The sequence below is a fragment of the Streptomyces sp. NRRL F-6492 genome, assembly GCF_001280125.1.
Classification (GTDB): domain Bacteria; phylum Actinomycetota; class Actinomycetes; order Streptomycetales; family Streptomycetaceae; genus Streptomyces.
This window is the reverse complement of record NZ_LGEG01000233.1, coordinates 46,691-72,475: the sequence shown is the minus strand read 5'-3', so window position 1 is coordinate 72,475 and position 25,785 is coordinate 46,691. Positions and strand designations below refer to the sequence as shown.

The 25,785-nt window shown below is 73.5% G+C and carries 25 protein-coding genes and 1 pseudogene; 17 read left to right on the top strand and 9 right to left on the bottom strand.

The features are described from left to right. Positions 1 to 9 precede the first annotated feature (9 nt). On the bottom strand, positions 10 to 1,041 hold the full coding sequence (coaA, locus tag ADL08_RS23440; protein WP_053646139.1) for a type I pantothenate kinase: 1,032 nt from the start codon (positions 1,039 to 1,041) through the stop codon (positions 10 to 12). Between the two features lie 172 nt (positions 1,042 to 1,213). Between coaA and ADL08_RS23435 the strand changes: the two genes are divergently transcribed. The 8 genes from ADL08_RS23435 to ADL08_RS37305 all read left to right on the top strand — a co-directional run bounded on the left by ADL08_RS23435 (position 1,214) and on the right by ADL08_RS37305 (position 9,322). Next, the gene (locus ADL08_RS23435) at positions 1,214 to 1,960 is read left to right on the top strand and encodes a hypothetical protein (protein WP_053646137.1); all 747 of its coding nucleotides are present in this window, start codon (positions 1,214 to 1,216) and stop codon (positions 1,958 to 1,960) included. A gap of 84 nt (positions 1,961 to 2,044) precedes the next feature. Further along, on the top strand, positions 2,045 to 3,892 hold the full coding sequence (gene glmS / locus ADL08_RS23430) for a glutamine--fructose-6-phosphate transaminase (isomerizing) (RefSeq protein WP_053646135.1): 1,848 nt from the start codon (positions 2,045 to 2,047) through the stop codon (positions 3,890 to 3,892). A 7-nt stretch (positions 3,893 to 3,899) separates the two neighbouring features. Then, positions 3,900 to 4,268, top strand: a complete 369-nt coding sequence (locus ADL08_RS23425) for a holo-ACP synthase (RefSeq protein WP_053646133.1) — start codon at positions 3,900 to 3,902, stop codon at positions 4,266 to 4,268. Between the two features lie 218 nt (positions 4,269 to 4,486). Next, positions 4,487 to 5,935, top strand: a complete 1,449-nt coding sequence (locus tag ADL08_RS23420; protein WP_053646131.1) for an NAD(P)H-hydrate dehydratase — start codon at positions 4,487 to 4,489, stop codon at positions 5,933 to 5,935. 214 nt (positions 5,936 to 6,149) lie between these two features. Then, positions 6,150 to 7,298, top strand: coding sequence for an alanine racemase (gene alr, locus ADL08_RS23415; protein WP_053646129.1), 1,149 nt, complete (start codon positions 6,150 to 6,152; stop codon positions 7,296 to 7,298). A gap of 12 nt (positions 7,299 to 7,310) precedes the next feature. Beyond that, entirely contained in the window at positions 7,311 to 8,507 is a 1,197-nt protein-coding gene (locus tag ADL08_RS23410) for an alpha/beta fold hydrolase (RefSeq protein WP_053646127.1), read from the top strand. Positions 8,508 to 8,516: 9 nt separating this feature from the next. Beyond that, positions 8,517 to 9,038 (top strand): tRNA (adenosine(37)-N6)-threonylcarbamoyltransferase complex ATPase subunit type 1 TsaE, encoded by a 522-nt coding sequence (gene tsaE / locus ADL08_RS23405; RefSeq protein WP_053646125.1) that lies wholly within the window; start codon positions 8,517 to 8,519, stop codon positions 9,036 to 9,038. Positions 9,039 to 9,163: 125 nt separating this feature from the next. Beyond that, the gene (locus ADL08_RS37305; protein ID WP_159043115.1) at positions 9,164 to 9,322 is read left to right on the top strand and encodes a hypothetical protein; all 159 of its coding nucleotides are present in this window, start codon (positions 9,164 to 9,166) and stop codon (positions 9,320 to 9,322) included. A gap of 77 nt (positions 9,323 to 9,399) precedes the next feature. On the opposite strand, the gene ADL08_RS23400 is transcribed toward ADL08_RS37305, so the two are convergent. After that, entirely contained in the window at positions 9,400 to 9,942 is a 543-nt protein-coding gene (locus ADL08_RS23400) for a hypothetical protein (protein ID WP_053646123.1), read from the bottom strand. A gap of 120 nt (positions 9,943 to 10,062) precedes the next feature. Between ADL08_RS23400 and tsaB the strand changes: the two genes are divergently transcribed. The 5 genes from tsaB to ADL08_RS23375 all read left to right on the top strand — a co-directional run bounded on the left by tsaB (position 10,063) and on the right by ADL08_RS23375 (position 13,491). Then, the gene (gene tsaB, locus ADL08_RS23395) at positions 10,063 to 10,722 is read left to right on the top strand and encodes a tRNA (adenosine(37)-N6)-threonylcarbamoyltransferase complex dimerization subunit type 1 TsaB (protein ID WP_078968387.1); all 660 of its coding nucleotides are present in this window, start codon (positions 10,063 to 10,065) and stop codon (positions 10,720 to 10,722) included. A 23-nt stretch (positions 10,723 to 10,745) separates the two neighbouring features. Next, entirely contained in the window at positions 10,746 to 11,207 is a 462-nt protein-coding gene (rimI, locus tag ADL08_RS23390; protein WP_053646253.1) for a ribosomal protein S18-alanine N-acetyltransferase, read from the top strand. Continuing rightward, the gene (gene tsaD, locus ADL08_RS23385; protein ID WP_053646119.1) at positions 11,207 to 12,307 is read left to right on the top strand and encodes a tRNA (adenosine(37)-N6)-threonylcarbamoyltransferase complex transferase subunit TsaD; all 1,101 of its coding nucleotides are present in this window, start codon (positions 11,207 to 11,209) and stop codon (positions 12,305 to 12,307) included. The genes rimI and tsaD overlap by 1 nt, the downstream gene beginning before the upstream one ends. An 11-nt stretch (positions 12,308 to 12,318) precedes the next feature. Continuing rightward, positions 12,319 to 12,564, top strand: coding sequence for a hypothetical protein (locus ADL08_RS23380; protein ID WP_199837074.1), 246 nt, complete (start codon positions 12,319 to 12,321; stop codon positions 12,562 to 12,564). 78 nt (positions 12,565 to 12,642) lie between these two features. After that, on the top strand, positions 12,643 to 13,491 hold the full coding sequence (locus tag ADL08_RS23375) for a polysaccharide deacetylase family protein (RefSeq protein WP_199837071.1): 849 nt from the start codon (positions 12,643 to 12,645) through the stop codon (positions 13,489 to 13,491). Between the two features lie 37 nt (positions 13,492 to 13,528). Here the strand turns inward: ADL08_RS23375 and ADL08_RS23370 are convergent, their stop codons facing one another. Then, the gene (locus ADL08_RS23370; protein ID WP_234352239.1) at positions 13,529 to 14,719 is read right to left on the bottom strand and encodes a THUMP-like domain-containing protein; all 1,191 of its coding nucleotides are present in this window, start codon (positions 14,717 to 14,719) and stop codon (positions 13,529 to 13,531) included. Between the two features lie 129 nt (positions 14,720 to 14,848). On the opposite strand from ADL08_RS23370, the gene ADL08_RS23365 reads away from it, so the two are divergent. From ADL08_RS23365 to groL, 3 genes are all read left to right on the top strand, one after another. Further along, positions 14,849 to 15,778 (top strand): polysaccharide deacetylase family protein, encoded by a 930-nt coding sequence (locus ADL08_RS23365; protein ID WP_420709637.1) that lies wholly within the window; start codon positions 14,849 to 14,851, stop codon positions 15,776 to 15,778. Positions 15,779 to 16,351: 573 nt separating this feature from the next. Continuing rightward, positions 16,352 to 16,660, top strand: coding sequence for a co-chaperone GroES (groES, locus tag ADL08_RS23360; RefSeq protein ID WP_015035628.1), 309 nt, complete (start codon positions 16,352 to 16,354; stop codon positions 16,658 to 16,660). A 106-nt stretch (positions 16,661 to 16,766) separates the two neighbouring features. Continuing rightward, on the top strand, positions 16,767 to 18,392 hold the full coding sequence (gene groL, locus ADL08_RS23355; protein WP_053646112.1) for a chaperonin GroEL: 1,626 nt from the start codon (positions 16,767 to 16,769) through the stop codon (positions 18,390 to 18,392). 77 nt (positions 18,393 to 18,469) lie between these two features. On the opposite strand, the gene ADL08_RS23350 is transcribed toward groL, so the two are convergent. Further along, the gene (locus tag ADL08_RS23350) at positions 18,470 to 19,168 is read right to left on the bottom strand and encodes an ester cyclase (RefSeq protein ID WP_053646109.1); all 699 of its coding nucleotides are present in this window, start codon (positions 19,166 to 19,168) and stop codon (positions 18,470 to 18,472) included. A gap of 74 nt (positions 19,169 to 19,242) precedes the next feature. Here ADL08_RS23350 and ADL08_RS23345 point away from each other — a divergent pair, with 74 nt between their 5' ends. Beyond that, positions 19,243 to 19,758 (top strand): hypothetical protein, encoded by a 516-nt coding sequence (locus ADL08_RS23345; protein ID WP_053646107.1) that lies wholly within the window; start codon positions 19,243 to 19,245, stop codon positions 19,756 to 19,758. A gap of 395 nt (positions 19,759 to 20,153) precedes the next feature. Here the strand turns inward: ADL08_RS23345 and ADL08_RS23340 are convergent, their stop codons facing one another. The 5 genes and pseudogenes from ADL08_RS23340 to ADL08_RS23320 all read right to left on the bottom strand — a co-directional run bounded on the left by ADL08_RS23340 (position 20,154) and on the right by ADL08_RS23320 (position 25,533). Beyond that, positions 20,154 to 21,173: a hydroxyacid dehydrogenase gene (locus ADL08_RS23340; protein ID WP_053646105.1), complete on the bottom strand. Its 1,020-nt coding sequence runs from the start codon at positions 21,171 to 21,173 to the stop codon at positions 20,154 to 20,156. Positions 21,174 to 21,191: 18 nt separating this feature from the next. Next, positions 21,192 to 22,061: a carbohydrate ABC transporter permease gene (locus ADL08_RS23335; RefSeq protein ID WP_053646103.1), complete on the bottom strand. Its 870-nt coding sequence runs from the start codon at positions 22,059 to 22,061 to the stop codon at positions 21,192 to 21,194. Then, complete coding sequence (locus tag ADL08_RS23330; protein ID WP_053646102.1) at positions 22,058 to 22,957, bottom strand: carbohydrate ABC transporter permease; 900 nt, start codon at positions 22,955 to 22,957, stop codon at positions 22,058 to 22,060. The genes ADL08_RS23335 and ADL08_RS23330 overlap by 4 nt, the downstream gene beginning before the upstream one ends. A gap of 4 nt (positions 22,958 to 22,961) precedes the next feature. Next, a pseudogene (locus ADL08_RS23325) lies at positions 22,962 to 24,277 on the bottom strand (ABC transporter substrate-binding protein). 125 nt (positions 24,278 to 24,402) lie between these two features. After that, entirely contained in the window at positions 24,403 to 25,533 is a 1,131-nt protein-coding gene (locus ADL08_RS23320) for a substrate-binding domain-containing protein (RefSeq protein ID WP_053646100.1), read from the bottom strand. Positions 25,534 to 25,785 lie beyond the last annotated feature (252 nt).

The following is a 25,785-nucleotide window of genomic DNA, read 5'->3' as shown; positions in this document are numbered from 1 at the left end:
TGCGGCGGTTCAGAGCTTGCGCAGGCTCAGCTTCTGCACCTTGTGGTCGGGGCCCTTGCGGACCACGAGGGTCGCCCGGCCGCGCGTGGGCGCCACGTTCTCCAGCAGGTTGACCTTGTTGACGGTCCGCCACATGGTGCGGGCGTAGTCGAAGGCCTCCTCCTCGGAGACCTGGGTGTAGCGGCGGAAGTACGAGGAGGGGTCCTGGAACGCGGTGTCGCGCAGCTTGCGGAAGCGGTTCAGGTACCAGCGCTCGATGTCCTCCGTCCGCGCGTCCACGTACACCGAGAAGTCGAAGTAGTCGGCGAGGCCGACGCGGGTCCGGCCGTCCTTGCCGGGCAGGGCGGGCTGGAGGACGTTCAGGCCCTCCACGATCAGGACGTCCGGGCGGCGGACGACGAGCCGCTCGCCGGGCACCCGGTCGTAGATCAGGTGCGAGTAGACCGGCGCGGTGACCTCGTCCTTGCCCGCCTTGACGTCCGCGACGAACCGGGTCAGGGCCCGGCGGTCGTACGACTCGGGGAAGCCCTTGCGGGACATCAGGCCGCGCGCCTTCAGCTCCTCCATCGGGTAGAGGAAGGCGTCCGTGGTCACCAGCTCCACGCGCGGGTGCTCCGGCCAGCGGGCGAGCAGTGCCTGGAGGAGGCGGGAGACCGTCGACTTGCCGACGGCGACCGAGCCGGCGACCCCTATGACGAAGGGGGTGCCGCGCTGCTCGGCGCTCTCGCCGAGGAAGGTGTTCAGGGCGCCGCGCAGACCGCTGGTGGCCTGCACGTACAGGTTGAGCAGCCGGGACAGCGGCAGGTAGACGTCCCGCACCTCGTCGAGGTCGATGACGTCCCCGAGTCCGCGGAGCCGCTCGACCTCCTCGGCGGTGAGGGGCAGCGGGGTCTTGTCGCGCAGGGCGCTCCACTCGGCCCGGGTGAGGTCGACGTACGGGGTCGCCTCGGACGGACGGCGGTGTCCGTTTCCGTTGCGGGGGCCCTGGTGCCCGTCCCCGGGGCCATCCCCGCGGGCGCTTCGTGGCGGCGAAGTGATCACACCGCCATTGTCGGGGACCGGGGGCCGCCGTGGGTGGTGGGGTCGGTCACGCGGCAAAAGGGCTGGTCGTCCTCGCGGACCTGGGCGATCATGTCCCCTGCCGCGTGCACCTGGTCTCACGCGGGGGGAGCCGCCGTCCGGCGGCACGAAGAGAAGCAGAGAGCCACCACGCATGCGTACGTCCATCCGCACCGTCGCCGTCGCCACCACCGCCGTCTCCCTCGCCCTGCTCGCCACCGCCTGCGGCGGTGACAAGGGCACGGACTCCGGCAAGGGCTCCGCGGCGCCGAGCGCCTCCGCCACCGCCGCCCCCGCCGCCGAGGCGCTGTCCGCCGCCGAGCTGGAGAAGCTGATCGTCGAGCAGGCCGACCTGCCCGGCCACCAGGTGCAGAAGGCCAAGGCCACCGACGTGGTGAAGCCCGAGACCGTCTCCACCGACAAGGCCTCCTGCAAGCCGCTGGCCGACGCCATGTCGTTCATCGCGACCGGCGGCCCGGCCGCGTCCGCGCAGCGCAAGGCCATCGAGGTGCCCAAGAAGACGGGCTCGCCGGAGGACGCCCTGGGGGCGCTCGCCGCGCCGGTCACGGGCGTGACGCTCGGCTCGTACGAGGGGCAGGGCGCCCAGCAGGCCTTCGCCTCCCTGAAGACGGCCGGGACCGACTGCGCGGGCGGCTTCACGATCACCGGCGAGGGCGAGAAGGCGAAGGTCACCGAGGTGGCGCCGGAGACGCTGTCCGCGGGCGAGGAGGCGCTCGCCTGGACGGTGACCTCGGACGTGGACGGCGAGAAGTTCGTCACCAAGCTGGTCGCCTTCCGCCGGGGCAACACGCTGGCCTCGTTCTCCACGATCAGCTTCGGCGGCGAGGTCAAGGAGCTCCCGAAGGCCGTGATCGAGGCCCAGGCGAAGAAGCTGGGCTGACGCCGCCGGGACCCCGCCCGTCCCGCCGGACGGAGCCCGTGTCGGCTCCGTCCGGTGGGCCGGGTCGCGCCGTAGTCTTCCGACATGTGCGGAATCGTGGGATACGTCGGCGGTCAGCCGGCGCTTGATGTGGTGGTCGCGGGCCTCAGGCGGCTCGAATACCGGGGCTACGACTCGGCCGGTGTCGCGGTGCTCTCCGACGGGGGGCTCGCCGCGGCCAAGCGGGCGGGCAAGCTCGTCAACCTGGAGAAGGAGCTGGCCGAACGGCCGCTGCCCGGCGGCTCCGTGGGGGTGGGGCACACCCGCTGGGCGACCCACGGCGGCCCGACCGACGCCAACGCGCACCCGCACCTGGACAACGCCGGGCGGGTCGCCGTCGTCCACAACGGCATCATCGAGAACTTCGCCGCCCTGCGCGGGGAGCTGGCGGAGCGCGGCCACGACCTGGCGTCCGAGACGGACACCGAGGTCGTCGCGCACCTCCTCGCCGAGGAGTTCTCCTCCACCGGGGACCTGGCGGAGTCCATGCGGCTCGTGTGCCGGCGGCTCGACGGGGCGTTCACCCTGGTCGCCGTGCACGCCGACCAGCCGGGCACCGTCGTCGGCGCCCGCCGCAACTCCCCGCTCGTCGTCGGCGTCGGCGAGGGCGAGAACTTCCTCGCCTCCGACGTCTCCGCCTTCATCGCCCACACCCGCGCCGCGATCGAGCTGGGCCAGGACCAGGTCGTCGAGCTGACCCGGGAGGGCGTCACCGTCACCGACTTCGACGGGGTGCCCGCCGAGGTGCGGGCCTACCACGTCGACTGGGACGCCTCCGCCGCCGAGAAGGGCGGCTACGACCACTTCATGCTCAAGGAGATCGCCGAGCAGCCCAAGGCCGTCGCCGACACCCTCCTCGGCCGGATCGACGCCTCCGGGCGGCTCACCCTCGACGAGGTGCGCATCCCCGACACGGTGCTCCGCGAGGCCGACAAGATCGTCGTCGTCGCGTGCGGCACCGCCTTCCACGCCGGGCTCATCGCCAAGTACGCCATCGAGCACTGGACCCGGATCCCGTGCGAGGTCGAGCTGGCCAGCGAGTTCCGCTACCGGGACCCGATCCTGGGCCCGCGCACCCTGGTGATCGCGATCTCCCAGTCCGGCGAGACCATGGACACCCTGATGGCGCTGCGGCACGCGCGCGAGCAGGGCGCGAAGGTCCTCGCCGTCTGCAACACCAACGGCTCCACCATCCCGCGCGAGTCCGACGCGGTGCTCTACACGCACGCCGGGCCCGAGGTCGCCGTCGCCTCCACCAAGGCCTTCCTGACCCAGCTCGTCGCCTGCTACCTGCTCGCGCTCTACCTCGGGCAGGTGCGCGGCACGAAGTGGGGCGACGAGATCCTCGACGTCGTGCGCGAACTCGCCCGCATCGGCGACGAGGTGGAGCGCGTCCTGGAGACGATGGAGCCGGTGCGGGCCCTCGCCCGCTCCCTCGCCCACAAGGACACCGTCCTCTTCCTCGGCCGCCACGTCGGCCACCCGGTGGCCCTGGAGGGCGCCCTGAAGCTCAAGGAGCTGGCGTACATGCACGCCGAGGGCTTCGCGGCGGGCGAGCTCAAGCACGGGCCGATCGCGCTCATCGAGGAGGACCTGCCGGTCGTGGTCGTGGTGCCCTCGCCCAAGGGCCGGTCCGTCCTGCACGACAAGATCGTCTCCAACATCCAGGAGATCAGGGCGCGCGGCGCCCGCACGATCGTGATCGCGGAGGAGGGCGACGAGACGGTCGTCCCGTACGCCGACCACCTCGTCCGGATCCCCGCCACGCCTACGCTGCTCCAGCCGCTGGTCTCCACGGTGCCGCTCCAGGTCTTCGCCTGCGAGCTCGCCACCGCGCGGGGCAACGAGGTCGACCAGCCGCGCAACCTGGCCAAGTCCGTGACCGTGGAGTGAGTGGGAAATGATCATCGGGGTGGGGATCGACGTGGCGGAGATCGACCGGTTCGCGGCGTCGATCGAACGGACGCCGGGGCTTCTGGACCGGCTCTTCGTCGAGGACGAGCTGCTGCTCCCGAGCGGCGAGCGGCGCGGGGTGGCCTCGCTCGCCGTGCGGTTCGCCGCGAAGGAGGCCCTCGCGAAGGCGCTCGGCGCGCCGGCCGGACTGCACTGGACGGACGCCGAGGTGTACGTCGAGGAGACCGGGCGGCCGCGCCTGCGGGTGCGGGGGACGGTGGAGGCCCGGGCGGTGGAGCTGGGCGTGCGGCACTGGCACGTGTCGCTGAGCCACGACGCGGGGGTGGCGTCGGCGGTGGTGATCGCGGAGGGGTGAGGCGTACGCCGCGGGGCCCGGCCGTTCGGAAACGGCCGGGCCCCGGGGCGTACGGCGCGCGCGGCTGCCAGGGCCGGCGACAGGATGTGTGTACCGCGCGCGTGCGGAGCGGCATGACGCCGTCCGACTTACTTAGGTAAGCCTAAGCTAAGTTGAATGGCGGACGATGTCAACCCTCCTCCGGGCGGCCCCCCGCCGCCTGCGGCAGACTGCGGGGCATGCGTACCGCTCACCGCGTGGAGACCGTCCGGGCCGCCGAGGCCGCCCTCATGGCCCGCCTTCCGGAAGGCGCCCTCATGGGCAGGGCCGCCGCCGGACTCGCCGCCGCCTGCTGCTCGCTGCTCGGGAGGGGGCGGGTGTACGGGGCCCGGGTCGTCGTCCTCGCCGGGACCGGCGACAACGGCGGCGACGCCCTGTACGCCGGGGCCCGGCTCGCCCGGCGCGGCGCGGGCGTGACCGCCGTGCTGCTCGGCGCGCGCGCCCACGAGGGCGGGCTCGCGGCGCTCCTGGCGGCGGGCGGACGGGTCGCGGACGACCCCTTCGAGCCGCTCGCCGGCGCCGACCTCGTCCTCGACGGGATCACCGGCATCGGCGGGAGCGGGGGGCTGCGGCCCGACGCCGTCCCCGTCGCCCGGGCCGCGCGCGGCTCCGACGCCGTCGTCGTCGCCGTCGACCTGCCGAGCGGCGTCGACGCCGACACCGGGGAGGTCGCGGGGGAGGCGCTGCGGGCCGACGTGACGGTCACCTTCGGGACGTACAAGCCGGGGCTGCTCGTCGACCCGGCCCACGCCTACGCGGGCGCGCTGCGGCTCGTGGAGATCGGGCTCGGCGCGACCCTGCCCGGGGTGCCGGACCTCGAAGCGCTCCAGCACGAGGACGTGGCGCGCCTGCTGCCGGTGCCGGACGCCGAGAGCGACAAGTACCGGCGCGGGGTCGTCGGCGTCGTCGCCGGCTCCGCCCGCTACCCCGGCGCCGCCGTCCTCGCCGTGACCGGGGCGCTGCGGGGCGGGGCGGGGGCCGTGCGGTACGTCGGGGCCGGCGGGGAGGCGGTGCTCGCCGCGCACCCCGAGACCCTGGTGCACACCGGGCCGCCGCGGAAGGCCGGACGGGTCCAGGCCTGGGTCGTCGGGCCGGGCCTCGGCGAGGAGCCCGGGGCGCGGGAGGCGGTCGCGGACGTCCTCGCCTCGGACGTGCCGGTCCTGGTCGACGCGGACGGGCTGCGGGGGCTCGACCCGGCGGCCGTACGGGGCCGGGGCGCCCCGACCCTCCTCACCCCGCACGCGGGCGAGGCGGCGGCGCTGCTCTCCGCCACGCGGGAGGAGGTCGAGGCGGGACGGCTCGCGGCGGTCCGCGAACTGGCCGCCCGCTTCGGCGCGACGGTCCTCCTCAAGGGCTCCACGACGCTGGTGCACGGGGGCACCGGTCCCGTACGGGTGAACCCGACCGGGACGTCCTGGCTCGCCACCGCCGGAAGCGGCGACGTCCTCTCCGGCCTCGCGGGCTCGCTGCTCGCGGCGGGCCTCCCGCCCGTCGACGCGGCCTCCTGCGCCGCCTACCTCCACGGCCTCGCGGCCCGCCGCGCCTCGTCGGGCACGGCCCCGGTGACGGCCATGGAGGTGGCGGGGGGGCTGCGGGGGGCGTGGGGGGACGTGATGGCCCCGTCGTAGGGCCGGGGCCTTTCCCCGTCCCCTCCCTTCCCGAACCCCCGCCGGGGCGCGTTCGGTTCGCCGACTCGCCCGGGTTCGTGCGGGAACGTTCCCGTTCGTTCCGCCGTCGCGGGCCGCTCCGGGGCGTGAGGGGGCGGGGTGCCGCCCGGCAGGGTGATCGGGGCTACAGCCCGGGGAAGCGGTGGCCGGGGCCGTACCTGAGAGACTGGGCGCGATGACTGAGACACCGCCGCCCCGCAGAGCCCGCGCCGAGATCGACCTCGGGGCGCTGCGTGCGAACGTCCGCACGCTGCGCGCCCGCGTCGCCCCCCACGTCCGGATCATGGCCGTGGTCAAGGCCGACGCGTACGGACACGGCGCCGTGCGCTGTGCCCGGGCCGCCCTGGAGGCGGGGGCGGACTGGCTCGGTACGGCCACCCCGCACGAGGCGCTCGCGCTGCGGGCCGCCGGGATCACGGACGTTCCCGTCATGTGCTGGCTCTGGACCCCGGGGGACCCCTGGGACCGGGGCATCGAGGCCGGGCTCGACATGTCCGTCAGCGGGATGTGGGCCCTGCGGGAGGTCGTCGCGGCCGCCCGCGCCACCGGGAAGAGCGCCCGCGTGCAGCTCAAGGCCGACACCGGGCTCGGCCGCAACGGCTGCCAGCCCGCCGACTGGCCCGAGCTCGTCGGGGAGGCGCTCAGGGCCGAGGCCGAGGGGCTGCTCAAGGTCACCGGGCTCTGGTCGCACCTCGCCTGCGCCGACGAGCCCCACCACCCCTCCATCGCCGCCCAGCTCGACGTCTTCCGCTCGATGCTCGACTACGCCGAGAAGGCCGGCGTCGAGCCCGAGGTCCGGCACATCGCCAACTCGCCGGCCACCCTCACCCTCCCCGAGGCCCACTTCGACCTGGTCCGGCCCGGCATCGCCGTCTACGGCATCTCGCCCGGCCCCGAGCTCGGCACCTCCGCCGAACTCGGCCTGCGGCCCGTCATGTCGCTCAAGGCGGGCGTCGCGCTCGTCAAGCAGGTCCCGGCCGGGCACGGCGTGAGCTACGGCCACCACTACGTCACCGGGACCGAGACCACCCTCGGGCTCGTGCCCGTCGGGTACGCCGACGGCGTCCCCCGGCACGCCTCCGGCCGCGGTCCCGTCCTCGTCGGGGACACCGTCCGCACGATCGCCGGCCGCGTCGCCATGGACCAGTTCGTGCTCGACCTCGGCGGGGAGACCCCCGAGCCCGGCACCGAGGCCGTGCTCTTCGGCCCCGGCGACCGGGGCGAACCGACCGCCGAGGACTGGGCGGTGGCCGCCGACACCATCGCGTACGAGATCGTCACCCGGATCGGCGCGCGCGTCCCGCGCGTCTACCTGGGCGAATGAGGAGGAGCGCTCGTGGGGGAGTCCAGTAGCGGCGGCACCTGGCGCCGCGCCGGTTTCGCCGGCGCCGCGATAGGCGTCCTGGCGGCCGGAGCCGCCGCCGGAGTGGCCGTCGAGCGGCTCACGGTGGGCCGTTCCGTACGCCAGAAGGCACGGCTCGCCCTGGACGCCACCGGCCCCTACGGGGGGCTCCGGGGCACCCCCGGCCGCGCCCTCGCCGACGACGGGACCGTGCTCTACTACGAGGTCGACGAGGTCGGCGAGGTCGGTGCCGGTGACGGCGCCGAGGTCCCCGCCCGGCTCCGGCGGCTCTTCGGGCGCCGCGAACCCGCCCCCGTCACCGTCGTCTTCAGCCACGGCTACTGCCTCAACCAGGACTCCTGGCACTTCCAGCGGGCCGCCCTGCGCGGTCTCGTGCGGACCGTCCACTGGGACCAGCGCAGCCACGGGCGCTCGGGGCAGGGCGTCGCCCAGGCCGGTCCCGACGGCGTCCCCGTCTCCATCGAGCAGCTCGGCCGCGACCTCAGGGCCGTCGTCGACGTCGCCGCCCCCGAGGGCCCCCTCGTCCTCGTCGGGCACTCCATGGGCGGCATGACGGTGATGGCGTTCGCCGAGCTGTACCCGGAGCTGATGCGCGACCGGGTCGTCGGCGTCGCCTTCGTCGGCACCTCCGCGGGGAAGCTGAACGAGGTCACGTACGGCCTCCCCGTCATGGGCGTCAACGCCGTCCGGCGGATCCTGCCGGGGATCCTGCGGACCCTCGGCGCCCAGGCGGAGCTGGTCGAGCGCGGCCGCCGGGCGACGGCCGACCTCTTCGCCGGGCTCGTCAAGAAGTACTCGTTCGCCTCGAAGGACGTCGACCCGGCGGTCGCCCGCTTCGCCGAGCGGATGATCGAGTCCACCCCCATCGACGTGGTCGCCGCCTTCTATCCGGCCTTCGCGGAGCACGACAAGTCCGCCTCCCTGCCCGCCCTCCGCGACCTGCCGGTGCTCGCGCTCGCCGGGGACCGCGACCTCGTCACCCCCAGCTCCCACACCGAGGCCATCGCCGCCCTCCTCCCGGAGGCGGAGCTGGTGATCGTCCCGGACGGGGGCCACCTGGTGATGCTGGAGCACCCGGAGGCCGTCACCGACCGGCTCGCCGACCTGCTCGTACGGGCCGGGGCCGTGCCGGAGCCGACGACGGCGAGGACGGACCCCGGAAAAAGCTAGATTGGCGGCATGGAAGCAGCGCACCCGCCCGTACCCGCCGACACCACGCCCGTCTCCGAGGCCACCCTCTCCGTCGACTCCCCGGAGCGGATGCGGGAGCTGGGCCGCCGGCTCGCCGGGATCCTCCGCCCCGGCGACCTCGTCATGCTCACCGGCGAGCTCGGCGCCGGGAAGACCACCCTCACCCGCGGCCTCGGCGAGGGGCTCGGGGTGCGCGGCGCCGTCACCTCCCCGACCTTCGTCATCGCCCGCGTCCACCCGTCCCTGGTCGGCGGCCCGGCCCTGGTCCACGTGGACGCGTACCGCCTCGGCGGCGGGCTCGACGAGATGGAGGACCTCGACCTGGACGTCTCGCTGCCCGAGTCCGTCGTGGTCGTGGAGTGGGGCGACGGCAAGGTCGAGGAGCTGACCGACGACCGGCTGCACGTCCTGATCCACCGCGTCACCGGCGACACCGAGGACGACCGGCGCACGGTCGTGCTGCGCGGCGTCGGGGCGCGCTGGACGGGGGAGGACCTGGGCGCGCTCTGACCTCCGGCCCCTCCGCCCCACGTAGGTTCCGACAACGTGTCGGCAAAATGTTGCGTGGGCCGTGCGCGCCGTGGTCCCATGGACGCACGAGCTGGTTAGGTCTACCTAACCTACGGGAGGCAGGCATGGCGACGCCGGAGCGCGCGGAACCCGATCGGGAGCACGTCACGATGAGCGAGCTGCTGGCGTCCTGCGCGGCCGCCCGCACCCTCTCGACCCCACCGGGACGGCGGCCCGAGGGCGACACCGCCGAGGACGCGTACGAGGAGCACGAGGCCGCCTAGGGGGTGTCCGGCGGACCACGGCCGAGGCCGCGTCGCCGGGCGGGCCCCGGGCCCGCCCGGAGCCGTGCGGTCGCGGATCAGGCGACGACGACGATCTTCTTGCCGATCACCGCGAACGTCCACAGCGCGTCCCCGTCGGCCCGCTTCATGCGGATGCCGCCGGTCTTCTTCGCCGGGTCCGGCTCCGGCATCGAGCCGTCCACCGCCGCGCTGAAGCCGACCGCCACGTCCTGGGTCGTCGCGAACCGCACCACGTGCTCGATCCGCACCCCGTCCGAGCCGCGCACCGTGCCCGACCGGGAGGTCACCGCGTACGCGCCCGGCGGCGGGGACACCGTGCTCGGCATCACCGTGAACGTGCGGGTGGCCTTGCCGTCGCCGCCCACCAGCCACACCCGGCGGTCGGCGAGGCCGTACACGACCCGCTCCCCGGTGCCCGAGGCCGCCGGGACGGCGAGGGGGTCGCGGGCCGGCCGTTTCGGGCCGCCGCCGGGGGAGGCCGAGGGGGCCGTCGTGCTCGGGGCCTTCGGCTTGGCCGAGAGGTCCGCGGGGACGTTCGCGGAGGCCTGGTAGGCGAGGAAACAGACCGCGGCGACCGCCACCGCCGTGAGCCCGGCCACGAATCCCGAGCTGCTCCGTGCCACCGTGCCCACCTCTCGTACGAATGTGTCGAAGGGTGACGGTAGCAGCCGCCGCCCCGGGGGTCGGGGCAGCGTGCCCGGGAGCCGTAGGCTGTTCGCGTGCTGTTGCTCGCCATGGATACCGCCACCCCCGCCGTCACCGTCGCCCTCCACGACGGCGAGGCCGTCGTCGCCTCCTCGACCCGGGTCGACGCCCGCCGCCACGGGGAACTGCTGCTGCCCGCCGTCGACCGGGTCCTCGCCGAGGCGGGCCTGAAGCTCGACGCGGTCACCGGCGTGGTCGTCGGCGTCGGCCCCGGTCCGTACACCGGCCTGCGCGTCGGCCTCGTCACGGCCGCGGCCTTCTCGTCCGCGCTCGGCGTGCCCGTGCACGGCCTGTGCACCCTCGACGGCCTCGCGTACGCCTCCGGGATCGACGAGCCCTTCGCCGTCGCCACGGACGCGCGCCGCAAGGAGGTCTACTGGGCGCGCTACGACGACCACCGCACCCGCACGACCGACGCGGCCGTCGACCGGCCCGCCGACATCGCCGAGTCCCTCGCCGGGCTCCCGGTCGTCGGCGCGGGCGCCCGCCTCTACCCCGAGGCCTTCCCCGACGCCCGCGACCCCGAGCACCAGTCGGCCGCCGCGCTCGCCGCCCTCGCGGCGGAGCGGCTGGCGGCGGGGGACGCCGAGGGCTTCCTCGACCCGCTGCCGATGTACCTGCGCCGCCCCGACGCCCAGGTGCCGAAGAACTACAAGGTGGTCACGCCCAAGTGACCGGCGGCGCGGAACTGCGCGAGATGCGCTGGTGGGACATCGAACCGGTGCTCGCCCTGGAGGACGAGCTGTTCCCCGAGGACGCCTGGTCGGCCGGGATGTTCTGGTCCGAGCTCGCGCACTCCCGGGGGCCGGGCGCCACCCGCCGGTACGTCGTCGCGGAGGACCCCGGCGGCCGTCTCGTCGGCTACGCCGGGCTCGCCGCCGCCGGCGGCCTCGGCGACGTGCAGACCATCGCCGTCTCCCGCGACCAGTGGGGCACCGGGCTCGGCGCCCGGCTCCTCACCGACCTGCTCCAGCACGCCACCGCCTTCGAGTGCGACGAGGTCCTGCTCGAAGTGCGCGTGGACAACACCCGGGCCCAGAAGCTCTACGAGCGCTTCGGCTTCGAGCCCATCGGCTTCCGGCGCGGCTACTACCAGCCGGGAAACATCGACGCGCTCGTGATGCGACTGACCGTTCAAGGAACCGGGACTGAGATCTGATGGCTGACGAACCCCTCGTACTCGGCATCGAGACCTCCTGTGACGAGACCGGCGTCGGCATCGTCCACGGGACCACCCTGCTCGCCGACGCGATCGCCTCCAGCGTCGACACCCACGCCCGCTTCGGCGGCGTCGTGCCCGAGATCGCCTCCCGCGCGCACCTGGAGGCGATGGTCCCGACGATCGAGCGCGCCCTGAAGACCGCCGGGATCTCCGCCAAGGACCTCGACGGCATCGCCGTCACCGCCGGGCCCGGCCTCGCGGGCGCGCTGCTCGTCGGCGTCTCGGCGGCCAAGGCGTACGCCTACGCCCTCGGCAAGCCGCTCTACGGCGTCAACCACCTGGCCTCGCACATCTGCGTCGACCAGCTGGAGCACGGCAGGCTGCCCGAGCCGACGATGGCCCTCCTCGTCTCCGGCGGGCACTCCTCGCTGCTGCTCTCCACCGACATCACCTCCGACGTGCGCCCGATGGGCGCCACCATCGACGACGCGGCGGGCGAGGCCTTCGACAAGATCGCCCGCGTGCTCGACCTCGGCTTCCCCGGCGGCCCGGTCATCGACCGGCTCGCCAAGGAGGGCGACCCGAAGGCCATCGCCTTCCCGCGCGGTCTGAGCGGCGCCAAGGACCCGGCGTACGACTTCTCCTTCTCCGGGCTCAAGACCGCCGTGGCCCGCTGGATCGAGGCGAAGAGGGCGGCCGGCGAGGAGGTGCCGGTGCGGGACGTGGCCGCGTCCTTCCAGGAGGCGGTCGTGGACGTGCTCACCCGCAAGGCCGTCCGGGCCTGCAAGGACGAGGGCGTCGACCACCTGATGATCGGCGGCGGCGTGGCCGCGAACTCGCGGCTGCGGGCGCTCGCCCAGGAGCGCTGCGAGCGCGCCGGGATCCGGCTGCGGGTGCCCCGGCCGGGCCTGTGCACGGACAACGGCGCGATGGTCGCGGCCCTCGGCTCCGAGATGGTCGCCCGGGGCCGGGCCGCCTCCGACCTGGAGCTGTCGGCGGACTCCTCGCTGCCGGTGACGGACCCGCACGTGCCGGGCGCCCACGCGCACGACCACGATCACGTGCACGAGGTCAGCAAGGAGAACCTGTACTCGTGAGGCTCACCCTCATGTGGGAGGCGCGGGCCGCGCAGGGCCGGGGCCCCGAGCTCCTGGAGTGGGCCCGGGAGCGGTCCCGGGTCCTCGCGTACGAGCCGGTGCGCCGGGAGGTCTTCCGCGCGCCCCAGGACCGGGTCCTCGTGCTCACCTGGTGGGAGGCGGAGGCCTTCGACGCGGAGCTGCCCGAGCTGCCGGAACCGGACGCGGAGCTGATCACCCGGCCGGTCCACCGCTGGCGGTTCGAGGCGGTCGAGTAGCCGTACGGATGGATGTCCGATCGGCCACATGTTCGGTCGTCGGGCAACCTTTCGGGCCGTCCGGGCATCTCCTGGCGCGTGAAGAAGACGATCGCGCTCCGGGCGGCGCTGACCGCCGCGGCCCTGCTGGTGACCGGCTGCACGGCGGAGCGCCCCGCCGCCCCCGCACCCACCGCCCCGGCCCCGCCGACGTCGTCCGCGCCCCGGCCCACCGCGGGGACCGGCGCCCCGGGCGCCCCGGCGGCGGCCGCCGCGTACCGGAAGTGGGGGCTCAAGCCCTTCGCGGCCCCGCCCGCGCCGCCGGCGGTGAAGCCGGTGGTCCGCGGGGCGGGGGAGCCGGTGCCGGTGATCAGCGAGATCCCCACCGAGGAGAAGATCGTCTTCATCACGATCGACGACGGGGCGGAGAAGGACCCCGGGTTCGTCGCGATGATGAAGGAGCTGAAGGTCCCCTTCACGATGTTCCTCACCGACGCGGCCATCCGCGCCGACTACGCCTACTTCTCCCCGCTCGTCGCCCAGGGCCACGGCGTCGCCAACCACACCCTCACCCACCCCAATCTGCGCACCCTCTCCCAGGAGGCCCAGCGCCGGGAGATCTGCGGCCAGCAGGAGAAGCTGAAGGAGCGGTACGGCACGGCCCCGCGCCTCTTCCGCCCGCCGTACGGCAACTGGAACGAGGCCACGCGCGCGGCGGCCGGGACCTGCGGGGTGGACGCGATCGTGCTGTGGCGCGAGTCCATGCAGATCAAGAACATGCAGTACCAGCGCGGCGACCGGAAGCTCCACCCCGGCGACATCGTCCTGGCCCACTTCCGCGGCCCGTCCGAGCTCAAGGGCCGCACGATGACCGAGATGACGGCCACCATGCTCCGCCGCATCCAGGAGCAGGGCTTCACGGTGGCCCGCCTGGAGGACTACGTCTGAGGGCGCCGGGGGCGCGCCGCCCCGTGGGGACGCGGGCTCAGCGGCCCCCGCCCGCCGGCCGGCCGATCAGCATCGTCGGAGCCCCCGCGACCCGGGTGAGCAGCACCGTCGCCGCGTTCGGGCCCTTCGGTCTCACCCTGCGCCGGATCTCCTCCGGCTCGACCGCCGAGCCGCGCTTCTTCACGGTCAGGGTGCCGACCTCCCGCTCCCGCAGCAGCGCCTTCAACTTCTTGAGGTTGAAGGGGAGTTCGTCGGTGATCTCGTACGCGGCGGCATACGGGGTGGGGACGAGGGCGTCCGACGTGACGTACGCGATCGTCCCGTCGATCAGGCCGCCGTCCAGCTCCTCGGCCACCTCGGCCACCAGGTGCGCGCGGATGACCGCGCCGTCCGGCTCGTACAGGTAGCGGCCGACCGGCCGGACCGCCGGGTCGGGCAGTCCGCGCCCGGCGAGTGACGCGCCGGAGGGCAGCAGCGTGGCCCGGCGCGCGCCCGGCTCCGTGCCGCACCACAGCACCGCCTCCTTCACGTCCCCGCCGTCCGAGATCCACTCGGCCTCGGCCTCCGGCGGGACGGCCTCGTGCGGGATGCCCGGCGCCACCTTCAGGGCGGCGTGCGGGGCCCTCAGGGCCGCCTCGACGGCCCAGGACAGCGGCGGCGAGTACGCCTCCGGATCGAAGATCCTGCCCCGGCCGCCGCGCCGCGCGGGGTCCACGAAGACGGCGTCGTACGGGCCGGTGTCGATCTCCGTCACGTCCGCGCACCGGACCTCGATCAGGCCGGAGAGGCCGAGCGCGTCGGCGTTGGCGCGGACCGCCTCGGCGGTCAGCGGGTCGCGGTCGACGGCGAGGACGGAGATCCCGGCGCGGGCGAGGGCGATCGCGTCGCCGCCGATCCCGGAGCACAGGTCCGCCACGCTCCCGACGCCCAGCGCCTTCATCCGGGCCGCCCGGTACGCGCCGACCGAGGCCCGGGTCGACTGCTCGACGCCGTTGGGCGTGAAGTACATCCGGAACGCGTCCTCCGCGCCGAACTTCGCCACCGCCCGCTGCCGCAGCCGCGCCTGGCCGAGCGCCGCCGTGACCAGCTCGGCGGGATGGTCGCGGCGCAGCCGGGAGGCGACCGCCAGCTCCCGGGCGGGGTCGTAGTCGCGCAGGGCGGCGAGGAGCGTCTGCCCCTCGGGGGCGAGCAGGGCGGCGAAGGAGGCGAGATCGGTCACCCGTCCCATTCTGGGCCCTCGGGGGCTGTGGGCCGGCCGGGGGACGGTGGGGCGGGCACGGCGGTGTCGCGGCCCGGAGGAGCCGTCGCGCTGACAGGATGCGGCGCCATGCAGCTCGTACGACAAAAGGAAAAAAAGATGGCAAAAGGCGTGCACCGCTCCCGCCGGACGCTCGGGGCGGCGCTCGCCGTCGCCGCCCTCGCCTCCGCCGCCACGGCCTGCTCCGGCGCCGGGCCGGACCGCACCGCGCCGCCCTCCCCCGCCTCCGGCCGGCAGGCCCCGAAGCAGGGCGCCGCCGCCGCGCCCGAGTCGCAGGCGCGGAAGGCCGAGAAGCTCCGTCTCCAGAAGGCCGCCCGCGCGCTCGCCGCCAAGAAGTGGGGCCTCGCCAAGCCCCCGCTCGAAGCGCCCGCCCCGCCCGCCGTCAAGCCGAAGATCACCACCCGCAAGGGCTTCGAGACCAAGAGCGAGGGCGTGCCGCCCGTCTTCACCACCGTGCCGACCAAGGAGAAGATCGTCTTCCTCACGATCGACGACGGCTCGGAGAAGGACCCCGAACTGCTGCGGATGATGGACGAGCTGAAGATCCCCTACAGCGCCTTCCTCAGCGACTACGTCATCAGCGACGACTACGCCTACTTCGCCCGGATGCAGAAGTCGCAGAAGGGCGGGGTCGTCCTCAACAACCACACCCTCAACCACCGCTACCTGCCCGGACTCTCCTACAGCCGGCAGGAGCGCGAGATCTGCGGCATGCAGGACGTCATCGAGAAGAAGTTCGGCAAGCGGCCGACGCTCTTCCGCCCGCCCTACGGCAACTACAACGACGACACCCTGCGGGCGGCCGGGTCCTGCGGGATCAAGGCCGTCCCGCTGTGGGCCGCCGAGGCCTTCCCCGACCGCATGGAGTGGCGCGAGTGGGACCGGGACCTGCACCCCGGCGACATCGTCCTCACCCACTTCCGGGGCGAGGAGGACTGGAAGGGCAGCATGGCCGACATGGTCCGTCGCGTGATGAACGTGATCACGGCCAAGGGCTACGCGGTCGCGAAGCTGGAGGACTACGTGTGAGACCCGGGAGGCACCGACGGCGGCGGGCAGCCGCCCTGGCCGCGGCCGGAGCGCTGCTCGCCCTCCCGTCCCTCACCGCCTGCGCCTCTCCGGCCGGTCCGGTGGATTCGATCGAACGGCTCGGCCGGAGGGCGGCGGAGGGGATGGGCCCCCGGACCCCGGCGCGGCCGGTGGAGCGGGCGGCGGTGGAACGCGGGGCGGTCGAACGGATGGCGGTCGAACGGACGGCGGTCGAACGGGCGGCGGTGCGGGCCGGGGTCCCGGAAGGGAAGCGCTGCGAGGCGTCCGGGAAGGCCCGTACGGGACATGTGGGGGAGCCTGCCACCGGTCCCGGAAGCGGCCCCGGACGCGTCCGGGAGGTTCGTACGACCGCGCCCCCGATCACGCCACGGAGCGATGAATTGGCACTCCGCTTGACCGAGTGCTAATCGCGGTCATAGTCTCGGCTCTGGCACTCCCCACCGGAGAGTGCCAACACAGCGACGGGCAGGTCCGGCACCCGCGACGACGGATCCACCTGGTTCGCCACCTCAGACAGTCAACCCCGTGATCTCCGAAGGGGGAGGTCGGATCGTGACGACCACCAGCTCCAAGGTTGCCATCAAGCCGCTCGAGGACCGCATCGTGGTCCAGCCGCTCGACGCCGAGCAGACCACCGCCTCTGGCCTGGTCATCCCGGACACCGCCAAGGAGAAGCCCCAGGAGGGCGTCGTCCTGGCCGTGGGCCCGGGCCGCTTCGAGAACGGCGAGCGCCTGCCGCTCGACGTCAAGACCGGCGACGTCGTGCTCTACAGCAAGTACGGCGGCACCGAGGTGAAGTACAACGGCGAGGAGTACCTCGTCCTCTCGGCCCGCGACGTGCTCGCGATCGTCGAGAAGTAAGTCACCCCAGGCCAGAAGGCTTTGAGCTGCGCCCCGAGGCCCCATTCCTGGGCGCCCCGGGGCGCCGTTCGTTCCACCAGAATTCCGAGAGGGCTGAACCGCTCCCATGGCGAAGATCCTGAAGTTCGACGAGGACGCCCGTCGCGCCCTTGAGCGCGGCGTCAACAAGCTTGCCGACACGGTGAAGGTGACGATCGGCCCCAAGGGCCGCAACGTCGTCATCGACAAGAAGTTCGGCGCCCCCACCATCACCAACGACGGTGTCACGATCGCCCGCGAGGTCGAGATCGAGGACCCGTACGAGAACCTCGGCGCCCAGCTGGTGAAGGAGGTGGCGACCAAGACCAACGACATCGCGGGTGACGGCACCACCACCGCCACCGTGCTCGCCCAGGCCCTGGTCCGCGAGGGTCTGCGCAACGTCGCCGCCGGCGCCTCCCCGGCCGCCCTGAAGAAGGGCATCGACGCCGCCGTCAAGGCCGTGTCCGAGGAGCTCCTCGCCACCGCGCGTCCGATCGAGGACAAGTCCGACATCGCCGCCGTCGCCGCGCTCTCCGCGCAGGACCAGCAGGTCGGCGAGCTCATCGCCGAGGCGATGGACAAGGTCGGCAAGGACGGCGTCATCACCGTCGAGGAGTCCAACACCTTCGGCCTGGAGCTCGACTTCACCGAGGGCATGGCCTTCGACAAGGGCTACCTGTCCCCGTACATGGTGACCGACCAGGAGCGCATGGAGGCCGTCCTCGACGACCCCTACATCCTGATCAACCAGGGCAAGATCTCCTCGATCCAGGACCTGCTCCCGATCCTGGAGAAGGTCATCCAGGCCGGCGCCGGCAAGCCGCTCCTGATCATCGCCGAGGACGTCGAGGGCGAGGCCCTGTCGACCCTGGTCGTGAACAAGATCCGCGGCACCTTCAACGCCGTGGCCGTCAAGGCCCCCGGCTTCGGCGACCGCCGCAAGGCCATGCTCGGCGACATCGCCACCCTCACCGGTGCCACCGTCATCGCCGAGGAGGTCGGCCTCAAGCTCGACCAGGCCGGTCTGGACGTGCTCGGCACCGCCCGCCGCGTCACCATCACCAAGGACGACACCACCATCGTCGACGGTGGCGGCGACTCGTCCGAGGTGCAGGGCCGCGTCAACCAGATCAAGGCCGAGATCGAGTCCACGGACTCCGACTGGGACCGCGAGAAGCTCCAGGAGCGCCTCGCGAAGCTGGCCGGCGGCGTGTGCGTGATCAAGGTCGGCGCCGCCACCGAGGTGGAGCTGAAGGAGAAGAAGCACCGTCTGGAGGACGCCATCTCCGCGACCCGCGCCGCGGTCGAGGAGGGCATCGTCTCCGGTGGCGGCTCCGCGCTCGTCCACGCCGTCAAGGTCCTGGAGGGCAACCTCGACAAGACCGGCGACGAGGCCACGGGTGTCGCGGTCGTCCGCCGCGCCGCCGTCGAGCCGCTGCGCTGGATCGCCGAGAACGCCGGCCTGGAGGGCTACGTCATCACCTCCAAGGTGGCGGAGCTCGACAAGGGCCAGGGCTTCAACGCCGCGACCGGCGAGTACGGCGACCTGGTCAAGGCCGGCGTCATCGACCCGGTGAAGGTGACGCGCTCCGCCCTGGAGAACGCCGCCTCGATCGCCTCCCTCCTCCTCACCACCGAGACCCTCGTGGTGGAGAAGAAGGAAGAGGAGCCCGCGGACCACGGCCACGGCGGCCACGGCCACTCCCACTGAGGCCCGTAGCCGACCACTGAGGCCCGGTGCCCCCGTCGCGGGGGCACCGGGCCTCGGCGTTCCCCCGTACTCCCCGCCTACTCCTCCACGGCGCCGAGCCGCTCCATCAGCCCGAGCATGTCGTACTGCCACCAGTCCTCGACGACCTTGCCGTCCTCCCGGAAGCGCTGGATCAGCGTGCCGGTGATCCGGACGTCGATGCCGGTGGGCCGGAGGCCCATGAAGTCGCCGGTGTGGGTGGCGTCGCAGGTCCAGCGGGTGCAGACGCGGTCGCCCTCGGCGATCTGGTCCTCGACGGTGAAGGCGAAGTCGAACCCCTGCCGCCACATCCCGATCCCGCGGCGGACCGCGTCCATGCCGATGGAGTCCTGCACGTCCGAGGGGTCGTGGCTGTGGCACCCCTCGGCGATCACCTCGTCCAGCGGCGGAAGCTCCCCCGGCGTGCCGATGAGCTCCAGGAACCGGCGGGCGGCGGCCTTGCACAGCTGCTCGTCCCGGACGACGTCCAGGTCCGTGAAGGTCGGCATCCCGTCGCAGAGCGCGACCATCTCGTGGAAGAGCCGGTCGGTCTCGGGGAGATGGGAGTTCCGCATCGCCACGTCGTACGAGGGGAACTCGACGACCTCCACGAAGTGGGAGCCGTCGGACCGGTCCTTCCCGAGGACGCTGTGGGTGGCCGTCCGCTTCCCCTTGGTCTGCTCGGCCCACTGGTCCATGAGCCGGTTCATCTCGTCGAAGCGGCTCGTCCTGCAGTCGATGATCTGCATGAAGGTCATGACGCCTCCCGGGGCGGCAGGGACGTTTCCATCTTAGGTTCGGAAGCCGCGGGGCGCCCTGGCGGCATGGGGGCATGGAGCGGGGGATCGACATCGACAACGAGGCAGGCGTCGTCGTCATGGGCGACGGCAACCGGGTCGGATTCGGTACGGGGACGGGCGCGGAGGTCCGCTCGGCGTACCGGGAACAGGTCCGCCGGATCGCCCCGCCGGAACTCGTCGGCCGCGAGGAGGAGTTGGCGGAGCCGGCGGAGTTCTGCCGCACGGGCGGCGGATGGCGCCGGTGGCGGGCGGACGCGTGGGCGGGGAAGACGGCGCCGATGGCCTGGTTCACGCTCGACCCGCCCCGGGGCGTGCGGATCGTGCCCTTCTTCGCCACGGCCCGCCTCGGCGCCCAGAACGACGTGGTCGCGTACGTGGACGTGGTCCTGGAGCAGCTCGCCGAACTCGCCGGCGAGGGCCTTCCGGCCCTGCTGACCGCCGCGACCCGCGAGGCCCACCTCCTGCGCCTGTACGCCTCCGCCGCCGAGGCCTGCGCGGCGAGCGCCTGGTCCTCCTCGTGGACGGCCTCGACGAGGACCGGGGCGTGACGACGGGCCCGGACGCCCGCTCGATCGCCGCCCTCCTGCCGTACGGCGCGCACGACCTGCCGGTCGTCGTCTCCGGCCGCCTCGACCCGCCCCTCCCGGCCGACGTCCCCGAGGACCACCCGCTCAGGGACCCGTCGATCGTCCGCCTCCTGGCCTCCTCCCCGAAGGCACGGGCGATCCGGGCGGAGGCGGAACGGGACCGGGCTATGCCGTGGCCCTGGCCCGTCAGGGGGAGTGGGGGCGGGCCTGGGCTCACCGCGCTCGCCCTGTCCCTCGGCCCCTGGTACGACGCCCTGCCCGCGGTGCTCGTGACCGCGCCGGACGCCGTGGACCTCGTCCTCTCCGGGGCCGGCCGCCTGCGCCGCGCCCTGGAGGTCTGGGCGCGGGCCCGGCGGCTACGCCGAGCGCCGGAGCTCCGAGGCCCGCACCTCCTCCGCGAACGCCTCCCCCCGTACGTACCGCTCCACCTCTCCCACCGCCTGGTCCGCCATCCGGTGCAGTTCGTTGCCCAGCGAGCCCGCCACGTGCGGGGTGAGGAGGACGTTCGGGAGGGTCCACAAGGGCGAGTCGGGCGGCGGGAGTTCCGGGTCCGTGACGTCGAGGATCGCGTGGAGGCGGCCCGTGACGAGGTGGGGGAGGAGGGCCGGCTCGTCCACCAGGGAGCCCCGGGACGTGTTGATCAGGGTCGTCCCGTCCGGCATCGCCGCCAGCTGCGCCGCGCCGATCATGCGGTACGTGGAAGGGAGTTGCGGCGCGTGGACGGAGACGACCGTGCTGCGGGCGCAGAGTTCGTCCAGGGGGACCAGCTCCACGCCCGGGGGCGGGGTCGCGACGTACGGGTCGTACAGCAGGACCTCGAAGTCGAAGGGCTGGAGGAGGTCGATCACCCGGCGGCCGATGCGGGAGGCGCCGACGACGCCGACCGTGCGGCGGTGGTTGCCCCAGCCGGCGGACTCCTCCAGCCAGGCGTGGCCGGTGCGCAGTTCGGCGTACCGCCGGGCCGAGCGCAGGACCCCCTTCCCGGCGAGGAGGATCGCGGCGAGCGTGTACTCGGCGACCGGCAGCGCGTTGGCGGCGGCGGCCGACGTGACCCGCAGGCCCCGCTCCCAGCAGGCGTCGGTGACGTGGTGCTTGACCGAGCCGGCCGCGTGGACGACGGCCCGCAGCCGGGGCGCCCGGTCCAGGACCTCGGCGGTGAGCGGGGTCGCGCCCCAGCAGGTGAGGAGGAGTTCGGCCTCGGCCAGGGCGGCGGCCGTCCGCGCGTCCGGGGCCGTCAGGTCGTGGGCGACCAGGTGCGGGTCGGTGCGGGTCAGGGCCGCGAGGCGGGCGCGGTGGGCCCCGGTGAGCAGGCGTCCGTCGACGCCGGGGCCCATCGCGAGGAGGAGGGAGGGGCGGTTGTCAGTGGTGGGGTGCATCGTGGGAGCGGGCCTTCCTCACTTGACGCTGCCGGCGGTGAGGCCGGCCTTCCAGTGGCGCTGGAGGGAGACGAAGGCGATGACGAGGGGGACGACGGCGAGCAGGGAGCCGGTGACGACGAGGGGGTAGAAGTCGGGTTCGGCGTGGGCGTTGCTGTTCCACGCGTACAGGCCGAGGCTCAGCGGGTACAGCTTCTGGTCGGACAGCATCACCAGGGGGAGGAAGAAGTTGTTCCAGACGGCGGTGAACTGGAAGAGGAAGACGGTCACGAAGCCGGGCATGACCATGCGCAGTCCGATCGACCAGAAGACGCGCAGCTCGCCCGCCCCGTCGATGCGGGCGGCCTCCAGGGCCTCGTCGGGGACGTAGCCGGCGCAGAAGACCCGGGAGAGGTAGACGCCGAAGGGGTTGACGAGGACGGGGACCAGGACGGCCCAGTAGGTGTTGACGATCCCGATCTCGCTGGCGAGGAGGTACATCGGCAGGGCGAGCGCGGTGGTGGGGACGAGCACGCCGAGGAGGACGAGGCCGAAGAGCTTCTCCTTGCCCCGGAAGTCGTAGACGTGGAAGGCGTATCCGGCGGCGACGCTGACGAGCGAGCAGGCGAGGGCGCCGAGCCCGGCGTAGAGGAGGCTGTTCAGGTACCAGTGGAAGTAGACGCCGTCGTTGTACGCGGCGAGCCGGGAGAGGTTGCCGCCGAGGTCGAAGCCCTCGAAGGAGAAGGCGTTTCCGGCGAGGAGGCCGCCGGCGTCCTTGGTGGCGGCGGTCAGCAGCCAGACGAGCGGGAAGAGCATGTAGGCGGTGGCGAGGACGAGGGCGCCGTTGACGGCCGTCCGCGACAGCCATCCGGTGGCGGGGCGGGTCCTTCCCGCACGGACGGCGCTCACGCGGTGCGCTCCTTCCGTGCCGTCCGGCGGCCGGTCAGGCGCGTCACCGCGAAGGAGAGCAGCGCGGCCGTCAGGGCGAGGAGGACGGAGGCCGCCGCGGCGAGCCCGTAGTCGTTGCGGTCGAAGGCCGCGGTGTAGGCGTACATGTTCGGCGTCCAGGTGGAGGTGACGGCGGAGCCGGTGCCCCTGCTGAGGATGAGCGGCTCGGTGAAGAGCTGGAGGGAGCCGATGACCGTGAAGAGGCCGACCATCGCGAGCGAGGCCCGCAGGAGCGGGACCTTGACGGAGAAGGCGACGCGCCAGGCCCCCGCCCCGTCGACGGTGGCCGCTTCCAGGACGGAGCGGTCGATGGCCTGGAGGGCCGCGTAGAAGATCACCATGTTGTAGCCGAGCCACTCCCACAGGGCGATGTTCACCACGGAGGGCAGGGCGCCTTCGGGGGAGAAGAAGTCGAAGCCGATCCCGCCCGCCTCCATGGCCTTCACGACCGGGCTGAGCTGGGGCGTGTAGAGGTAGACCCAGAGCAGGGCGGCGATGATGCCGGGGACGGCGTGCGGCAGGAAGAGCGCGAGCTGGAAGAGGCGGCGGGCGCGGGCGAGCGCCGAGTCGAGCAGGAGGGCGAGGCCGAGGGCCCCGGCGAGCAGCAGCGGGATGTAGAGCAGGCAGTAGCCGAGCAGGACGCCGAAGCCCTCGCGGAAGGCCCGGTCACCCAGCGCCGCCGTGTAGTTGTCGAGGCCGGTGAAGACGGTCTCGGTGCCGCCGAAGCCCAGTCCGGACTGCTTCTCGGTGAAGAGGCTGAGCCAGACCGCGTAGCCGATCGGCACCACCATCACCGCGGTGAACAGCAGGAAGAAGGGGGTCAGCAGGATCGCGGCGGCGCGGGTGCGGGCCTTCACGCGCTCAGCCCTCGACCTTCAGGCCGCGCTTGGTGAGTTCGGCGACGGTGGCGTCGTGGCCCGCCTCGACGGCGTCGGCGATGCCGGGGCCGCCCGGGGCGATCTTGCCGAAGTGGTCCTTGACGGTGGTGTTGGTGGTGCCGGTGGTGGGCCCCAGGCCCAGTGGGGGTTGATGGAGGCGCCGGCGGTCTCGAAGAGGGCGTAGATGTCCTGGCCGCCGTAGTAGCCGGCGTCGAAGGCCTTCTTGGCGACCGGGCGCAGGGCCGTGGCGGCGGGGAAGGCGGAGGAGGTGCCGGAGGCGATGCGGGCCTTCACGCCCTCCTCGGTGGTGGACATCCACTCGGCGAAGGCGACGGCCGCGGCCTTCCGCTCGCTGTCCTTGGTCACGGCGAAGGAGGTGCCGCCGAGCATGCCGCTGGCGGGCCTGCCGTCCCAGCTGGGGATCGGGGCGACGGCCCACTTGCCGCTCTGCTCGGGCAGGGTGCCCTTGAGGACGCCCGCGCCCCAGGAGGCGCCGAGGTAGCCGAGGGTGGTGCCGTTCTTGAGGGAGCCGACCCATTCGGGGGAGAACGAGGCGTTCTTGTGGACGAGTCCGGCGTCGAGGAGCTTCTGCCAGTAGGCGGTGACCTTGGTGGTGGCCGGGTCGGTGGTGTTCACCTTCCAGGTGTCGTCCTCGGCCTTGAACCACTGGGCGCCGGCCTGCCAGGCCATGGCCTCGAAGGTGGTGGGGTCGTCGGGGAAGAAGGTGGCGACGCGGGCCTTGGCGTCGGCCTTCCGCACCTGCGCGGCGGCCTTCTCGAACGCGGCCCAGGTGGTCGGGACTTGGACCTTGTACTTCTCGAAGAGGTCCTTGCGGTAGAAGAAGGCCTGCGGGGCGGCGTCGAAGGGGACGGCCCAGGTCTTGCCGCCGAGGGTGGTGAGTTCGACGCTCTGCGGGAGCAGTTTGGCGCGGTCCGCCCCGGTGAACTCGTCGCCGATGTCCTGGAGGGCGCCGGAGCTGACGAACTCGGGGAGCGAGGAGTACTCGATGGAGACGAGGTCGGGGGCGTTGCCCGCCTTCACGGCGTTGGAGATCTTGGCGTAGCCGCCGGCGGTGCCGGAGGGGATCTCCTCGAACGTCACCTTGACGTCGGTGTGGGAGGCGTTGAAGGCGTCCACGACGTCCTTGGTGCCCTTGGCCCAACCCCAGAAGGTGATGGTCACGGGCCCGTTCGGCTTGTCCGCGGTGTCGTCACCGCCGCCGCCGCAGGCCGTGAGGACGGCGAGGGCGGCGGCGGTACCGGCTATGACGCGGGTCGTTCTGCTCCGGAAGGGGGTCACGGCACGGCTCCTGGGGACGGGGCGGCTGGGAGGTTGTGGCCGTGATCCTGTGACCGTTCATGACCGAAGTCAAGAGCGAAAGATTGATTGATCGAAAAAAGAACAGATCGATCAGGGGGCGGCCCTCAGGGGCGGAGGGCCCGCGCCGGAGCCCCGCACGAGGACCGCACCCGCAGCCACGGCAGCAGGCTCAGATGCCGCCGCGCCTGCGCCTCGCCCTCGCCGGGGCCGTCCCCGGCGCCTTCGCCGGAACCCTCGGTGAGCCGCTCCACGAGCAGCTCCGTCGCGTGCCGCCCCACCTGCCGCTTGGGCGGGGCGACCGCCGTCAGCGGGGTGTCGGCGAGCGCGGCGACCTCGTCGTCGTACGCGATCAGGGCCAGGTCCCGCGGCACCCCGACGCCCAGCTCGGCGAGGCGCCGGGCGATCTCGATGGCGTCCACGTCGTTGTGGACCAGGGCCGCGCTCGCCAGGCCCGACCCGACGGCGTCGTGCAGCGCCCGCGCCGCCCGCTCGAACCCCTCCGGGTCCGCCTCCGCCGGTACGGAGTCGATGACCGGCAGCGGCTCCGCCAGGCCCAGGGTGCCCAGCGCCTCGGCGTACCCGGCGCGCACCGCGAGCGCGGTCGGGGAGTCCCGGCGGGCGACGAGCAGCGGCGTCGCGTGGCCCAGGGAGAGCAGGTGGCGCAGGGCGAGCAGGACGCCGTGGGCGTGGTCGGAGGCGACCCGGTCCAGGCCGTCGAGCGGGCTGCCGGGCTCGGCGCGCCGCTCCAGGAGCACGGCCGGCACGGGCAGCTCGGCCAGCCAGTCCCCGTACGCGAGCCGGTCCTCGGGGCCCCGCCAGCCGGGCGCGACCAGGACGCCCTCGGCGCCCGCCGCGAGCAGCCCCTCGGCGCGGGCGCGGTCCTCCTCCGGGCGGTAGTCCGAGACCCGCAGCACGAGCCGCGCGCCGGCGCGGGCCGCCGCCTCGTGCGCGCCCCGGATGACCTCGGCGAAGTAGTACGTGGCGGAGGGCACGAGCAGGCCGAGGACCAGGCCCTCGCCGGGGCGTCCGGCCCCCGGGGCGCCCTGCCGCTCCGGCCAGGACACCTGGCCGTGCACCCGGTCGAGCAGACCCCGGCCGGCCAGGAGCTCGACGTCCCGGCGGGCGGTGACGGGGGAGACCCCGAGCCGTTCGGCCAGCTCGGAGACGCGGGCGGTGCCGCGCTCGCGCACCAGGGCCAGCAGTCGGTCGTGTCGTTCGGCGGCACTCTCGCGCACGGCGCAGATCCCCTCGCGGTGGTGGTGGTCGTCGGAGCTTAGACCAGAATGATCGAACGGAGGGAGTTTCGATCATTCGCTCCTGATGTCTTGACGTTCGATCGGAGCGTGTCCAGGATTCCCGGCGACGCGGACGTCACCACCGGGGCCCCAGGGAGCCGCCGGAACCCTCCCAGGGAGCAGCGCATGCCCACCCCGCCCGAGAACTGCGGGCCCGTCGTGCCCACCCCGTCCGAGGACCGTGGGCCCGTC

Bases quoted from the DNA above. Each gene is read 5' to 3' on its own strand.
- ADL08_RS23435 (WP_053646137.1), top strand. From the start codon at position 1,214: ATGCGTACGTCCATCCGCACCGTCGCCGTCGCCACCACCGCCGTCTCC.
- glmS (WP_053646135.1), top strand. From the start codon at position 2,045: ATGTGCGGAATCGTGGGATACGTCGGCGGTCAGCCGGCGCTTGATGTG.
- ADL08_RS23425 (WP_053646133.1), top strand. From the start codon at position 3,900: ATGATCATCGGGGTGGGGATCGACGTGGCGGAGATCGACCGGTTCGCG.
- ADL08_RS23420 (WP_053646131.1), top strand. From the start codon at position 4,487: ATGCGTACCGCTCACCGCGTGGAGACCGTCCGGGCCGCCGAGGCCGCC.
- alr (WP_053646129.1), top strand. From the start codon at position 6,150: ATGACTGAGACACCGCCGCCCCGCAGAGCCCGCGCCGAGATCGACCTC.
- tsaE (WP_053646125.1), top strand. From the start codon at position 8,517: ATGGAAGCAGCGCACCCGCCCGTACCCGCCGACACCACGCCCGTCTCC.
- ADL08_RS37305 (WP_159043115.1), top strand. From the start codon at position 9,164: ATGGCGACGCCGGAGCGCGCGGAACCCGATCGGGAGCACGTCACGATG.
- rimI (WP_053646253.1), top strand. From the start codon at position 10,746: ATGCGCTGGTGGGACATCGAACCGGTGCTCGCCCTGGAGGACGAGCTG.
- tsaD (WP_053646119.1), top strand. From the start codon at position 11,207: ATGGCTGACGAACCCCTCGTACTCGGCATCGAGACCTCCTGTGACGAG.
- ADL08_RS23380 (WP_199837074.1), top strand. From the start codon at position 12,319: ATGTGGGAGGCGCGGGCCGCGCAGGGCCGGGGCCCCGAGCTCCTGGAG.
- ADL08_RS23370 (WP_234352239.1), bottom strand. From the start codon at position 14,719: ATGGGACGGGTGACCGATCTCGCCTCCTTCGCCGCCCTGCTCGCCCCC.
- ADL08_RS23365 (WP_420709637.1), top strand. From the start codon at position 14,849: ATGGCAAAAGGCGTGCACCGCTCCCGCCGGACGCTCGGGGCGGCGCTC.
- groL (WP_053646112.1), top strand. From the start codon at position 16,767: ATGGCGAAGATCCTGAAGTTCGACGAGGACGCCCGTCGCGCCCTTGAG.
- ADL08_RS23350 (WP_053646109.1), bottom strand. From the start codon at position 19,168: ATGACCTTCATGCAGATCATCGACTGCAGGACGAGCCGCTTCGACGAG.
- ADL08_RS23345 (WP_053646107.1), top strand. From the start codon at position 19,243: ATGGAGCGGGGGATCGACATCGACAACGAGGCAGGCGTCGTCGTCATG.
- ADL08_RS23340 (WP_053646105.1), bottom strand. From the start codon at position 21,173: ATGCACCCCACCACTGACAACCGCCCCTCCCTCCTCCTCGCGATGGGC.